12 protein-coding genes are annotated in these 13877 nt (G+C 69.6%); 5 read left to right on the top strand and 7 right to left on the bottom strand.

The window, feature by feature from the left end; translation table 11 throughout:
* Positions 1–17 precede the first annotated feature (17 nt).
* Both rpmA and rplU read right to left on the bottom strand, forming a co-directional pair.
* Entirely contained in the window at positions 18–281 is a 264-nt protein-coding gene (rpmA, locus tag ACTIFV_RS09915) for a 50S ribosomal protein L27 (protein WP_439592618.1), read from the bottom strand.
* A 19-nt stretch (positions 282–300) separates the two neighbouring features.
* Entirely contained in the window at positions 301–609 is a 309-nt protein-coding gene (gene rplU, locus ACTIFV_RS09910) for a 50S ribosomal protein L21 (RefSeq protein ID WP_439592617.1), read from the bottom strand.
* 216 nt (positions 610–825) lie between these two features.
* Here rplU and ACTIFV_RS09905 point away from each other — a divergent pair, with 216 nt between their 5' ends.
* Positions 826–1101, top strand: a complete 276-nt coding sequence (locus ACTIFV_RS09905) for a DUF4031 domain-containing protein (RefSeq protein ID WP_439592616.1) — start codon at positions 826–828, stop codon at positions 1099–1101.
* A gap of 2 nt (positions 1102–1103) precedes the next feature.
* Here ACTIFV_RS09905 and ACTIFV_RS09900 read toward each other — a convergent pair whose 3' ends face one another.
* A complete protein-coding gene (locus ACTIFV_RS09900; protein ID WP_439592615.1) occupies positions 1104–3566 on the bottom strand; it encodes an Rne/Rng family ribonuclease in 2463 nt (820 codons plus the stop codon).
* A gap of 287 nt (positions 3567–3853) precedes the next feature.
* Here ACTIFV_RS09900 and ACTIFV_RS09895 point away from each other — a divergent pair, with 287 nt between their 5' ends.
* Positions 3854–4471, top strand: coding sequence for a vitamin K epoxide reductase family protein (locus tag ACTIFV_RS09895; RefSeq protein ID WP_439592614.1), 618 nt, complete (start codon positions 3854–3856; stop codon positions 4469–4471).
* Positions 4472–4474: 3 nt separating this feature from the next.
* Here the strand turns inward: ACTIFV_RS09895 and ndk are convergent, their stop codons facing one another.
* The 4 genes from ndk to ileS are packed head-to-tail and all read right to left on the bottom strand — an operon-like array spanning position 4475 to position 10021.
* Positions 4475–4888, bottom strand: a complete 414-nt coding sequence (ndk, locus tag ACTIFV_RS09890) for a nucleoside-diphosphate kinase (RefSeq protein WP_439592613.1) — start codon at positions 4886–4888, stop codon at positions 4475–4477.
* Positions 4889–4905: 17 nt separating this feature from the next.
* Positions 4906–5316 (bottom strand): DUF4233 domain-containing protein, encoded by a 411-nt coding sequence (locus tag ACTIFV_RS09885; RefSeq protein WP_439592612.1) that lies wholly within the window; start codon positions 5314–5316, stop codon positions 4906–4908.
* The gene (locus ACTIFV_RS09880; protein ID WP_439592611.1) at positions 5304–6656 is read right to left on the bottom strand and encodes a bifunctional folylpolyglutamate synthase/dihydrofolate synthase; all 1353 of its coding nucleotides are present in this window, start codon (positions 6654–6656) and stop codon (positions 5304–5306) included. The genes ACTIFV_RS09885 and ACTIFV_RS09880 overlap by 13 nt, the downstream gene beginning before the upstream one ends.
* Positions 6653–10021, bottom strand: a complete 3369-nt coding sequence (gene ileS / locus ACTIFV_RS09875; protein WP_439592610.1) for an isoleucine--tRNA ligase — start codon at positions 10019–10021, stop codon at positions 6653–6655. The genes ACTIFV_RS09880 and ileS overlap by 4 nt, the downstream gene beginning before the upstream one ends.
* A gap of 271 nt (positions 10022–10292) precedes the next feature.
* Here ileS and ACTIFV_RS09870 point away from each other — a divergent pair, with 271 nt between their 5' ends.
* From ACTIFV_RS09870 to ACTIFV_RS09860, 3 genes are all read left to right on the top strand, one after another.
* On the top strand, positions 10293–10952 hold the full coding sequence (locus ACTIFV_RS09870) for a pentapeptide repeat-containing protein (RefSeq protein ID WP_439592609.1): 660 nt from the start codon (positions 10293–10295) through the stop codon (positions 10950–10952).
* 86 nt (positions 10953–11038) lie between these two features.
* The gene (gene valS / locus ACTIFV_RS09865) at positions 11039–13624 is read left to right on the top strand and encodes a valine--tRNA ligase (RefSeq protein ID WP_439592608.1); all 2586 of its coding nucleotides are present in this window, start codon (positions 11039–11041) and stop codon (positions 13622–13624) included.
* On the top strand, positions 13624–13872 hold the full coding sequence (locus ACTIFV_RS09860) for a hypothetical protein (RefSeq protein WP_439592607.1): 249 nt from the start codon (positions 13624–13626) through the stop codon (positions 13870–13872). The genes valS and ACTIFV_RS09860 overlap by 1 nt, the downstream gene beginning before the upstream one ends.
* Positions 13873–13877 lie beyond the last annotated feature (5 nt).

The following is a 13877-nucleotide window of genomic DNA, read 5'->3' as shown; positions in this document are numbered from 1 at the left end:
TGTGCGCTGTGCGCGGATTACTCCGCGACCGCAGCTGCGACGATGTTGACGACCTTGCGGCCGCCCTTCGTGCCGAACTCGACAGCGCCCGCTTCGAGAGCGAAGAGCGTGTCGTCGCCACCGCGGCCGACGTTCGCACCGGGGTGGAAGTGCGTTCCGCGCTGACGGACGATGATCTCGCCGGCGAGGACCTTCTGTCCGCCGAAGCGCTTCACGCCGAGGCGCTGTGCGTTGGAGTCACGACCGTTGCGGGTGGAGCTTGCGCCCTTTTTGTGTGCCATCTCGAGTCTCTTCCTGGACTTACTTGATGCCGGTGACCTTGACGCGCGTGAGGTCCTGACGGTGCCCCTGGCGCTTCTTGTAACCGGTCTTGTTCTTGAACTTCTGGATGACGATCTTCGGACCGCGCTCCTCACCGAGCACCTCGGCGGTGACGGTGACCTTCGCGAGCTTGTCGGCATCGGTGGTCACGGCGTCGCCGTCGACATGCAGGATGACGGGCAGTTCGATCGAGTCGCCCACCTTGGCCTTCTGGCGGTCGAGGACGACGATCGTGCCGACCTCCACCTTCTCCTGCCGGCCGCCGGCTCGCACAACTGCGTAAACCACTTCACACCTGTTTCGTCTGGGAGCACACGGCTCCGGATTGTCCGTAAAGACGGGGAAATCGCGGTGCGGACTGTCTCCGGCCGGTTGCCGGACTGTCGAGCACACGCCGTGAGGCATGCGCATGGGACGCACCAAAGGACTACTTTACCGGATGCCGGACCAACCCGCAAAAGCAACGGCGACCGTGTCGCGGCATCCGGTCACTAGGCTCTCGCCATGGCCATCCTCATCGACGACGCGCGCTGGCCCGCGCACGGCAGGCTGTGGGCGCATCTCGTGAGCGACAGCGATCTCGACGAGCTGCACGCGTTCGCCGCGGCCAACGGCATCCCGCGCCGCGGGTTCGATCTCGACCACTACGACGTCCCCGAAGAGGCGCACGCCCGCCTCGTGGCCGCGGGCGCGCAGCACGTCGAAGGTCGGGAGCTCGTCCGGCGGCTCATCGCCTCCGGACTGCGCGTGACGGGCAAGGCCCGCCGCGCGCAGTCGTAGCGCTACTCCCCCGTCGGCGGGGTGACCGGCGTGCCGGTCAGCGCTGCGGTCGTCACGCGGCGGCGCCCCCGGCCCTGACCGGGTGCCTTCGGCTCGGGGAGCGCGCTGAGCACGGAGTCCAGCAGCATGTCCTTCTCGGTCTTGGGGGCTCGCGAGGCGGGCTCGCGCTTCTTGCGCGGCTTCTTCGGGCGCTCCGTCGGCGCCTCGACGACCGGCTCGGCGGCTGCCTCGGACGCCGGCTGCTCGTCATGATGATGGATCGTGGATGCCGCGATCTGCGCGAGCGCGGACTTCGCGCCCTCGGTGATCGTATGCGTGCCGCCGTTCGATCCCGCCGCGGGGGCACTGCTGCCGCCGCCGTTGCGGGGACGCCGCCCACCCTGAGCGCTGCCCGTGAGCGGCACGCGGTGCTTGACGACCGGGTCGTGGTGCACGATGACTCCGCGGCCGGCGCAGACCTCGCACGCCTCGCTGAACGTCTCGAGGAGTCCGAGCCCGAGCTTCTTGCGGGTCATCTGCACGAGACCGAGCGACGTGACCTCCGCGACCTGGTGCTTGGTCCGGTCGCGGCTCAAGCACTCGACGAGCCGGCGCAGCACGAGATCGCGGTTGGACTCGAGCACCATGTCGATGAAGTCCACGACGATGATGCCGCCGATGTCGCGCAGCCTCAGCTGGCGCACGATCTCCTCGGCCGCCTCGAGGTTGTTCTTCGTGACGGTCTCCTCGAGGTTCCCGCCCGAGCCGACGAACTTGCCGGTGTTGACGTCGACGACGGTCATGGCCTCGGTGCGGTCGATGACGAGCGAGCCGCCGGAGGGCAGCCACACCTTGCGGTCGAGCGCCTTCTCGATCTGCTCCGTCACACGGTGGGCGTCGAAGGGGTCGATCTCGCTCTCGTAGCGCTCGACGCGCTCGAGCAGGTCGGGTGCGACGCTGGCGAGGTACGACGTGATCGTCCCGTACGCCTCTTCGCCCTGGATGAGCATCTTGGTGAAGTCCTCGTTGAAGACGTCGCGCACGATCTTGACGAGGAGGTCCGGCTCGGAATGCAGGAGCGCGGGGGCCTGGATCGAATCGACCTGCGTCGACACGTGCTCCCACTGGCTCGTGAGTCGCTGCACGTCGAGCGTCAGCTGCTCCTCGGTGGCGCCCTCGGCCGCGGTGCGCACGATGACGCCGGCCGACTCGGGAAGGACCTCCTTGAGGATCTTCTTCAGGCGGGCCCGCTCGGTGTCGGGGAGCTTGCGAGAGATGCCGTTCATGGCGCCGCCCGGCACGTACACGAGGTAGCGGCCCGGCAGCGAGATCTGGCTCGTGAGGCGGGCGCCCTTGTGGCCGACGGGGTCCTTCGTGACCTGCACGAGGACGCGGTCGCCGCTCTTGAGAGCGAGCTCGATGCGCCGCGGCTGGTTGCCCGTCTCGACGGCATCCCAATCCACCTCGCCGGAGTACAGTACGGCGTTGCGGCCGCGACCGATGTCGACGAACGCGGCCTCCATGCTCGGCAGCACGTTCTGCACGCGGCCGAGGTAGACGTTGCCGATGAGCGAGGCGTCCTGGTTGCGCGCGACGTAATGCTCGACGAGCACGTTGTCCTCGAGCACGGCGATCTGGATGCGTCCGTTCTTGGAGCGCACGATCATCTCTCGGTCGACGGCCTCGCGGCGAGCGAGGAACTCCGCCTCGGTCACGACGGCGCGGCGACGACCTGCCTCGCGACCGTCGCGACGGCGCTGCTTCTTGGCCTCGAGGCGCGTCGATCCCTTGATGCGCTGCGGCTCGGTGATGAACTCCACGGCGCGCTGACGGTGGGCCGGCTGCGCGGGGGCCTCGGATGCCTCGCCTCCGCCCTCGCCACCACGACGACGACCGCGGCGGCGCGCGCTCGTGCCCGTCGGCTGCTCGTCGGGCGTCTCGTCGCGCGGCGGCTGACCGGGGCGCGTCGGAAGCGGCACGAACTCGGGCGCGTAGAACATGAGCGACGTCGAGACCGCAGAGACGAAGGTCTCGGGCAGCAGGCCGAGCGAGACCGCGGTGACCGGCTTCTCGGGCTCGGCCGGCTCGGCCTCCTTCTCGGGCTCGGCCGACTCGGAAGTCGCATCGGGCTCGCCGGCCGACTCGGAAGTCGCGTCGGGCTCGCCGGCGGCCTCGGGAACGTCTTCAGGCTCCGTCGCCGGTGCAGGCTCCGCGTCCGCCTCGGGCTCGGAGGTCGCCTCGGGCTGGGCGGTCGTCTCCCGCTCCGAGGTCGTGTCCGGCTCTGCAGCCGCCTCGGGCTCCGTCGCGCCGTCGTCCTGCGGCGCGCCCTCGGGCTCGACCGCCGCCGCGACGTCGGGCGTCGCATCCGTCGACGGATCGACGGACTCGGTCGCGGCGTCCGCCGACGACTCGGTCGCGGGCTCGGTGGTCAGATCTGCGGCCGCGTCGATCTGCGGCTCGTGCTGTTCGTTCGTGTCATCGGCCATCGCTGGCGTACTCCTTGCGGGGCGACACCGCGCATCGCCCGGCGAAATCTCGGCGGCGCCGCACCTGCGGTGCCGCAAACTCAGTCGGTCTGCAGCCGGCTCTGCGGCTCGTGCTGCGAGGGCGTTCGTTGCCCTGAAGTCTTCTGTGATGCGTATGGCGGCGCGGCCGCGAAGCATCATGAGCATTATCGCACTTTCGGGCGTCGATTGCTCGCCTTGGATCCCGCCAGGGCGTTTCACGGCCCGATCGCGGCATGCATCCAGCCGTGCGCTGGGATAATCCGAGCATGGCCCAGCCCCAGACGCACACCCGCCCGACCGCCCTGGCGGTGTGGCTCATCCTCGCCGGAGCGATCGGCTGGTGGGCGGCCTTCTCCCTCACGATCGAGAAGCTCCACGCGCTCGTCGATCCCGACGCGGGCGCCGCCTGCGACATCAGCCCTCTCGTGCAGTGCAGCGCCAACCTGGGCTCGTGGCAGGGCAGTGTGTTCGGATTCCCGAACCCCCTCCTCGGCCTCGCGGGCTGGGTCGCTCCCATCGTCGTCGGTGCGGCCATCCTGGCCGGCGCGCGGTTCGCACGATGGTTCTGGATCGCGTTCTGGGCGGGGATCGCCTTCGCCTTCGGCTTCGTCATCTGGCTCATCAGCCAGAGCATCTACGACCTGCACACCCTCTGCCCGTGGTGCATGGTGACCTGGGCGGTCACGATCCCCACGTTCTACGCCGTGACCCTGCACGTGCTGCGCGCCGGGATCGTGCCGGCGTCCGCTCGAGTGCGCAAGGCGGCGGGCGCCGGCATGGCGTGGGTGCCGCTCGCGGCGATCCTCAGCTACGCGACCATCCTCCTGCTCGCCCAGCTCGAGATGAACGCGGTCGTGCAGATCGTGAACGACCTGTTCCGATAGGACTCAGAACCAGATCGCGAGCTCGCGCGCCGCGGACTCGGGGCTGTCCGAGCCGTGCACGAGGTTCTGCTGGACCTTCAGGCCCCAGTCGCGACCGAAGTCGCCGCGGATGGTGCCCGGCGCCGCGGTCGTCGGGTCGGTCGTGCCCGCGAGCGAGCGGAACCCCTCGATGACACGGTTCCCCGCAAGGCGGATCGCCACCGACGGACCGGACATCATGAACTCGAGCAGCGGCTCGTAGAAGGGCTTGCCCTCGTGCTCGGCGTAGTGCTTCTCGAGCGTGGAGCGATCGGGCTCGACGAGACGGATGTCGACGAGCGCGTAGCCCTTCGCTTCGATCCGTGCCAGGATCGCGCCGGTCAGGCCGCGCGCGACTCCGTCGGGCTTGACGAGGACGAGGGTCTCTTCCGTGGGCATGCGTTGGTCCGTTCGGTTCAGGATTCGTCGGGAGGGGTGGACGCCGCGAGCCGCGCGTTGCGCCGGTCGAGAGCGGCCCCCTTGATGGTGGCATATCCGTAGAGGCCGCCGAAAACGAGGGCGACGATCAGGAGTGCCGGTTCGAGGAATGCGCCGAGCGCGACGACGATCTGCAGCGCCCAGCCCAGTGCGATCCCCCAGGGGTACCGCACGACACGGCCGGTGAGGATCATGATGACCGCGAGCACCGTGCCCGCGACGATCCCCCACCAGGGCTCGATGCCGTCGGGGAGCGCCTTCAAGCCATAGAGCACGAGACCGGCGAGGAACGCCACGACCGACTCGAAGGCGAGCACGATCGAGGCGAGGGACTCCGCCGCGCCCCGCGCACGTCGCGGCCGCGGTGCCGCCTCGCTCACGAGCGCCACCCGCTCTTCCAGTCGTCGGCCTCGGCAAGCGAGATCGCCTCGCCGGCGAGGACGACGGATCCCGCGATGACGACGGCACGTCGATCCGATGCCGCGGCCCACTCGCGCGCCGCCTCCGCCGCGGCCGAGGCATCCGCGTGCACCGTCACCGGCAGATCGCGGGCCTCGGCGAGGTCGGCGACCGCGTCGGCCTCGCTCGCACGCTCCGAATCAGGCGACGTCGCGAACACGTGCGCCGCGATCGGGGCGAGCTCGGCGACGATCCCGTCGGCGTCCTTGTCGGCGAGGATCCCGAGCACGACACCCCACTCGTCGAAATCGAACGAGTCCTGCAGGGCGGCCGCGAGGGCGCGCGCGCCGTGCGGATTGTGCGCGGCATCCACCAGCACCGTCGGATTGGTGCCGACCAGCTGCAGTCGTCCGGGCGAGGTCGCTCCCCCGAGGCCGTCGGCGAGGACGTCGCCCGTGAGAGGCTGCGTGCCGCCGCCGATCAGGGACTCCACCGCAGCGATCGCCAGGGCCGCGTTGAAGCCCTGGTGGGCGCCGTAGAGCGGGAGGTACTGGTCTTCGTAGGTGCCGGCGAGGCCGCGCACCGTGATGAGCTGGCCCCCGACGGCGAGTCGCTGTTCGACGAGCCCGAACTCGGCGCCCTCGAAGGCGATCGTGGCGCCCTTCGTGGCAGCGGCGGTACGCAGCACGGCGGCTGCTGCGGGATGCTGCTGCGCCGAGACGACGGCCGCGCCCTGCTTGACGATGCCCGCCTTGACCGCCGCGATGTCGGGGATCGTCTCGCCGAGGCGGTCGGCGTGGTCGATGTCGATCGGCGCGAACACCGCGACGTCGCCATCGGCGGTGTTGGTCGAGTCCCACGCGCCGCCCATGCCGACCTCGAGCACAAGCACGTCGATCGGCGCGTCGGCGAACGCGACGAACGCGAGCACCGTCAGCAGCTCGAAGAACGTGAGGCGGGCGTCGCCGGCGGCCTCGAGCTCGGCATCGACGATCGCCACGAACGGGTCGATCTCATCCCAGGCATCGGCGATCGCGGCGTCGCCGATCGGCTCGCCGTCGACCATGATGCGCTCGGTGAAGCGCTCCAGGTGCGGACTCGTGAACAGGCCCGTGCGCAGGCCGAGGGCGCGCACGAGACTCTCGATCAGGCGAGCCGTCGACGTCTTGCCGTTCGTGCCCGTGACGTGGATGACCCGGTAGGTCCTCTGCGGATCGTCGAGCAGCTCGAGCACGCGCGCCGTGCGTTCGACACGCGGCTGGACCCATCGCTCGCCCTGACGCTGCAGAAGCGCGGTGTAGACGGCATCCGCCCTCTCGCGATCGCTCACTTCGCGGCCTCCTTGCGCGTCACCGACACCGTGAATGCACCCCTGTTCGCGAACGCTCCGGCCGCGAACTCCGCGAGGTGGTCCGGCACGTCGCTCGGCGGCTCGGAGGTCCACGCCAGCGCCTCACGTCCCGCGATCGCGATCGTGTGCTCCACCGCGAGGGTCTCACCCGCGATGTCGGCGACGTCGAACGCCGACTCGATCGCCGCGCCGTCGGCAGCGTCGGCGAACAGGAGCCCGAGAGCGATGCGGTCGCTCACGTCGAAGCCGGCCGCCTTGCGGGTGTCCTGCACGGCGCGGATGACGTCACGCGCGAGGCCCTCGGCCTCGAGTTCGGGCGTCGTCGTCGTGTCGAGCAGGACGAACCCGGCGCCTGCCAGAAGCGCGAGCGCCTCGCCCTCGGGGCGACCCGAGGTCTCGAGCACGAGGTCGTACTCCCCCGGCTCGAGCGCGAGACCGCCCGCGACGACGACATCGCCTTCGAGCGACCAGTCGCCCGCCTTCGCCCCCTGGATGGCCCGCTGCACATCGCGGCCGAGCCGCGGACCCGCCGCGCGGGCGTTGACAGACAACCGGTGGGTGATGCCGTAGGACGCGGCGGTGTCGTCCGCGAGCTCGACGAGCTCGACGGCCTTCACGTTGAGCTCTTCGCGCACGATGTCGTCGAACTGCGCGAGGGCCGCGGCATCCGCGACCACGACCGTCAGTCGCGGAAGCGGCAGACGTACGCGCTTGCCCTCGCGCTTGCGGAGCGCGTTGGCGACGCTCGAGACCTCGCGGACGGCATCCATCGCCGCGCGGATGTCAGCGGCCTGCGGGAACGCCGTCGCGTCGGGCCAGTCCTGCAGGTGCACGCTGCGGCCGCCCGTGAGGCCCTGCCAGATGCGCTCCGAGACGAGAGGGATCAGCGGAGCCGCGACACGCGTGAGCGTCTCGAGCACCGTGTAGAGCGTGTCGAACGCCTCTCGGCTCTTCGGATCATCGGTGACTCCGACCCAGAACCGGTCGCGCGAGCGGCGGATGTACCAGTTGGTCAGCGCCTCGGCGAAGTCGCGCAGCCGCGCGGCGGCCGTCGTCGAATCGAGGCCCTCGAGGTCGGCGGCGACATCGCGCACGAGGTCGCCCGTGAGCGCGAGGATGTAGCGGTCGAGCACGTCCGTGGAGTCCGTGCGCCACTGGGCGTCGTAGCCGTCGCCGGATGCGTTGGCGTACGTCGCGAAGAAGTACCACGCGTTCCACACCGGCAGCAGGAACTCGCGCACACCGGCGCGGATGCCCTCCTCGGTGACGATCAGGTTGCCGCCGCGCAGCACCGACGAAGCCATGAGGAACCACCGCATCGCGTCGGAGCCGTCGCGGTCGAACACCTCGGAGACGTCGGGATAGTTGCGCAGCGACTTCGACATCTTGAGGCCGTCGCTGCCCAGGACGATGCCGTGGCACGAGACGCCCGTGAAAGCCGGGCGATCGAACAGCGCCGTCGACAGGACGTGCATGACGTAGAACCATCCGCGCGTCTGCCCGATGTACTCGACGATGAAGTCGGCGGGCGAGTGCGCGTCGAACCAATCGTGGTTCTCGAACGGGTAGTGCACCTGCGCGTAGGGCATCGACGCGGAGTCGAACCAGACATCCAGGACGTCCTCGATGCGCCGCATCGTGCTCCTGCCCGTCGGATCGTCGGGATTCGGGCGCGTCAGCTCGTCGATGAACGGGCGGTGCAGGTCGGGCTCCCCGTCGGCGTTGAGCGGCAGCCGGCCGAAGTCGCGCTCGAGCTCCTCGAGCGAGCCGTAGACGTCGATGCGCGGGTACTCGGGGTCGTCGCTCTTCCACACCGGGATGGGCGAGCCCCAGAAGCGGTTGCGGCTGATCGACCAGTCGCGGGCTCCCTCGAGCCACTTGCCGAACTGCCCGTGCTTGACGTTCTCGGGCACCCAGGTGATCTGCTCGTTGTTCGCGAGCATGCGGTCCTTGATGTCGGTCACCCGCACGAACCAGCTCGACACCGCCTTGTAGATCAGGGGGTTCCGGCAGCGCCAGCAGTGCGGGTACGAGTGCTCGTACGACGCGAGCCGCAGCAGGCGCCCCTCGGCGCGGAGCAGGCGGATCAGCGGGGTGTTGGCATCCATCCACAGCTCGCCCGCGACATCCGTCACCTGCGGCAGGAAGCGACCGCCGTCGTCGAGGCTCATGATGAGCGGGATGCCGGCGGCCTCGGTGACGCGCTGGTCGTCCTCGCCGTACGCGGGCGCCTGATGCACGATGCCCGTGCCGTCGGAGGTCGTGACGTAGTCGTCGACGAGGATGCGCCAGGCCCTCTCGGTGCCCCACGTCGCGGCGTCGGCGTAGTAGTCGAAGAGCCGGTCGTACTGCACGTCGGCGAGGTCGGCGCCGACGACGCTCTGCAGGACCGCCTCGCGCGCCGCGTCGGCGGAGTCGTAGCCGAGGTCTTTCGCGTAGCCCGCGAGCAGGTCGTCGGCGAGCAGGTAGCGGTGCGCCGTCGCCCCCTCGGGGTCGTCGCCGGCGGGCACGTCTGCGGCTCCGGCGGGGCCGCCGGGCACGACGACGTACCGGATGCCCGGACCCACCGCGAGGGCGAGGTTCGTCGGCAGTGTCCAGGGCGTGGTCGTCCAGGCCAACGCGCGCACGCCCGTGAGTCCGAGCGACTCGGCCTTGAGCCCGACCAGCGGGAACGTGACCGTGACCGACGGGTCCTGGCGCATCTTGTAGACGTCGTCGTCCATGCGCAGCTCGTGGCTCGACAGCGGGGTCTCGTCACGCCAGCAGTAGGGCAGCACGCGGTGACCCTCGTACGCGAGTCCCTTGTCGTGCAGGGTCTTGAACGCCCACAGCACCGACTCCATGTAGGTCGTGTCGAGCGTCTTGTAGCCGCGCTCGAAATCCACCCACCGCGCCTGCCGCGTGACGTAGTCCTCCCACTCGCGCGTGTAGGCGAGCACCGACTCGCGGGCCTTGTCGTTGAAGACGTCGATGCCCATGGCCTCGATCTCGTCCTTCTCGGTGATGCCGAGCTGCTTCATGGCCTCGAGTTCGGCCGGAAGACCGTGCGTGTCCCACCCGAAGACGCGGTCGACGCGCTTGCCGCGCATCGTCTGGAAGCGCGGGAAGAGGTCTTTCGCGTAGCCGGTGAGCAGGTGACCGTAGTGCGGAAGGCCGTTGGCGAACGGCGGACCGTCGTAGAAGACCCACTCCTCGGCGCCGTCGCGGTTGTCGATGGATGCCCGGAACGTGTCGTCCTCGGCCCAGAACGCGAGCGTGTCGCGCTCGATCTCGGGGAACCGCGGGCTCGGCACGACGGCGGCGGGTCCGAACGAGGACCCGGTCCGGGTCTTGGGGTAGGTCATGTCACTCCAGCAGGTCTGCGTGTCGTGGGCTCGTGCCCACTGCTTCCTGCGAGGACGATCCCCCGGACGGAGGACCGCGGTACCACCCCGCGTGCCGACCAGGTCGGCCACTCTCACTGCGGCTGTGACGGGCCTGCCCCGCTCGGTTCTACTGGGGGCCGGAGCCCTGTTCTTCCGAGAGCTCCCCGGTGATGGCCGGATCGATGCTCGTGCCCCCAGTCTACCGGCCCCGCGCAAGAGCGCTCGCGCCGGATGCCGGTAGCGTCGGGGTATGGCACGTCGAGCCGAATCCCCTGCTCCCCCGCGCGTCTCGCCGCCCGATCTTCCGCCGCGGCTGGACGATGCGCAGGGCCTGCGCCCTCGCGACGAGCACTTCCGTCTCGAGATCACGGGGTTGATGCAGAAGTCGGATGCCTCGCACAGCGAGATCTCGGAGTGTCGCGTGGCCGCGGCATCCGTCATCGATCTCACGCTCACCGGTGCGACGCTCGTCGACGTCGTGATCGACGAGCTTCGTGCGACGACCGTGACGGCGCGGGATGCCCGGCTCAAGCGCGTGCGCATCGCCGGCGGCCGTATCGGCACGCTGGATCTCGCCGATGCCGAGCTCGACGAGGTCGAGCTGCGGGGCGTCCGCATCGACTACCTCTCGCTCGCGAACGCGCAGGTCGACGACGTGCTCATCGCGGACTGCACGATCACGACCCTCGACCTGCCCCAGGCGCGATGCGACCGCGTCGCGTTCGAGAACACGCGGTCCGACGAGGTCGACACCCGCGGACTGCGCGCGGACGACGTGGATCTGCGCGGACTCGAGGCGCTCTCCTACACGGATGCCGCATCCCTCCGCGGCGTCACGCTCTCGTCCCGGCAGATCGAACTGCTCGCGCCCGCCTTCGCCGCGACCCTCGGGATCGAGGTCCAGGACTGATCGGGCACGACCCGGCGGTAGAATCGTGGGACATCCCACACTCAGGCACGCTCACACAGTGCCGCATATATCGCTAGGAGACCTCCATGGCCGATGCATCCATCCCCGAGAAGCCCGCGCTCGAAGGTCTCGAGACCAAGTGGGATGCCGCGTGGCAGCAGCAGGGCACGTACCTGTTCGATCGGCTGCGCGCCGCCGAGGTCGGGCGCGACGGGGTGTTCTCCGTCGACACGCCTCCGCCGACGGCGTCCGGATCCCTGCACATCGGCCACGTCTTCTCGTACACGCACACCGACGTGAAGGTGCGCTTCGAGCGCATGCGCGGCAAGACGGTGTTCTACCCGATGGGCTGGGACGACAACGGTCTGCCGACCGAGCGGCGCGTGCAGAACTACTACGGCGTGCGGTGCGATCCGTCGCTGCCCTACGACGCCGACTTCACTCCGCCGTTCCAGGGCGACGCGAAGAGCCTCAAGCCCGCGGACCAGGTGCCGATCAGCCGCCGCAACTTCATCGATCTGTGCGAAGCGCTGACGCTCGAGGACGAGAAGGCCTTCGAGGAGGTCTTCCGCCAGCTCGGCCTCAGCGTCGACTGGACGCAGACCTACCGCACCATCTCGGACGACACGATCCGCACGAGCCAGCTGGCCTTCCTGCGCAACCTCGAGCGCGGTGAGGCCTATCAGTCGCTCGCGCCGACGCTGTGGGACATCGACTTCCGCTCGGCCATCGCGCAGGCCGAGCTCGAGGACCGCGACCAGCCGGCCGCCTACCACCGTGTCGCGTTCCCCTTCGCGGACGGCTCCGGCTCGATCGAGATCGAGACCACGCGCCCCGAGCTGCTCCCCTCGTGCATCGCCCTTGTGACCCACCCCGAGGGCCCTCACAAGGACGCGATCGGCAAGAAGGTGCTCACGCCCTTCTTCGAGGCGCCGATCGAGGTGCACGGACACCATCTCGCGCAGCCCGACAAGGGCACCGGCGTCGCGATGGTCTGCACCTTCGGCGACGTGACCGACATCGTGTGGTGGCGCGAGCTCCGCCGCACCGACGGCTCCGATCTCCCCAACCTCACGAGCCTGGGACTCGACGGCCGCTTCCTGCCTGACGCGCCCGCCGGGCTGGGCGCGGCGGGTGCGGAGTGGTACGAGGCCGAGATGGCCGGCAAGACCGTGTTCTCGGGCCGCAAAGCGCTCGTGGAGAAGCTGCAGGAGACCGGCGACATCCTCTCGGTGTCCAAGCCCTTCACGCACGCCGTGAAGTTCTACGAGAAGGGCGACCGCCCACTCGAGATCGTGTCGACGCGACAGTGGTACGTGCGCAACGGCGCTCGTGACGAGTCTCTGCGCGAGCGGCTCGTCGCGCTCGGAAAAGAGATGACCTGGCATCCCGACTTCATGCGGGTGCGCTACGAGAACTGGGTCGGGGGTCTCACCGGCGACTGGCTCGTCTCGCGCCAGCGCTTCTTCGGCGTGCCGATCCCCGTGTGGTACGGCCTCGACGAGAACGGCGACCGCGACTTCGACGTCGTCATCACCCCCGATCTCGCTGCGCTGCCGGTCGACCCCACGATCGATGTGCCGCCCGGGTACTCGGCCGATCAGCGAGGGGTCGCGGGGGGTTTCGAGGGCGAGAAGGACATCTTCGACACGTGGGCGACGTCGTCCCTCACGCCGCAGCTCGCGGGAGGCTGGGAGCGGGACCCCGAGCTGTGGGGTCTCGTCGCCCCGTTCGATGTGCGCCCGCAGGGGCAGGACATCATCCGCACGTGGCTCTTCTCGACGATGCTGCGCAGCGCTCTCGAAGACGACCGTGCTCCGTGGTCGCATGCCGCGATCTCGGGCTTCATCGTCGACCCCGACCGCAAGAAGATGTCGAAGTCGAAGGGCAACGTCGTCACGCCGGCCGACATCCTCGCCCAGCACGGCACCGACGCGGTCCGCTACTGGTCGGCCTCGAGTCGTCTCGGCGCCGACGCGGCGTTCGATCCGCAGAACCCGACGCAGGTGAAGATCGGTCGTCGCCTCGCGATCAAGGTGCTCAACGCCTCGAAGTTCGTGCTGTCGTTCCCCGTGCCGGAGGGTGCGCAGATCACGCACGCGCTGGATGCCTCGATGCTCGCGACCCTCGACGGCGTCGTCCGCGAGGCCACGAAGGCCTTCGAGGCGTACGACCACGCTCGCGCGCTCGAGCTGACCGAGTCGTTCTTCTGGACGTTCTGCGACGACTACCTCGAGCTCGTCAAGGAGCGCGCGTACGACCAGACCGACGTCGGTCAGGCATCCGCGGCCCTCGCACTGCGCACGGCGCTGTCGACGCTCCTGCGCCTGTTCGCACCCGTGCTCGCGTTCGCGGCGGAGGAGTCGTGGTCCTGGTTCGAAGAGGGCTCGGTGCACACGGCCCCCTGGCCCGAGCCGCTCGGCATCGAGGGCGACCCGTCCGTGCTCAAGGCCGTGAGCGAGGCGCTCGTGGGCGTCCGCCGCGCCAAGACCGAGGCGAAGGCATCGCAGAAGACACCCGTCGACACCCTCACGATCGCTGCACCCGGTGCGACGATCGCTGCGGTGCAGCTCGCCGAGGGCGACCTCAAGGCCGTCGGCCGGATCGCCGAGATCGTCTACGCCGACGCCGACGCGCTCTCGGTGACCGGCATCGAACTCGGAGAGATCTGATGCAGCTCGGCACGCGCTGGACACCGGGCGACGAGCCGCCGAAGGCGGTGCCGGATGCCGTGGTCCGCGGCATCCGGAGCGTCGACGACAGCATCCCGGGTGACGACCTCGGCCAACCGCGCCCGCGCTGGACGCTCACGTGGCTCGAGGGGCGGCCCATCGCCGAGCTCGACACCGGCATCATCGTGACCCTCGGTCATGACGGCGAACCCGTCGTCACGCACGATGCGGACGACGAGTTCGCCTGAGACCC

It is taken from the genome of Microbacterium sp. (assembly GCF_051860965.1).
Lineage (GTDB): Bacteria > Actinomycetota > Actinomycetes > Actinomycetales > Microbacteriaceae > Microbacterium.
Note: the sequence above shows the minus strand (reverse complement) of the source record. Positions and strands in the feature narration are given on the sequence as shown.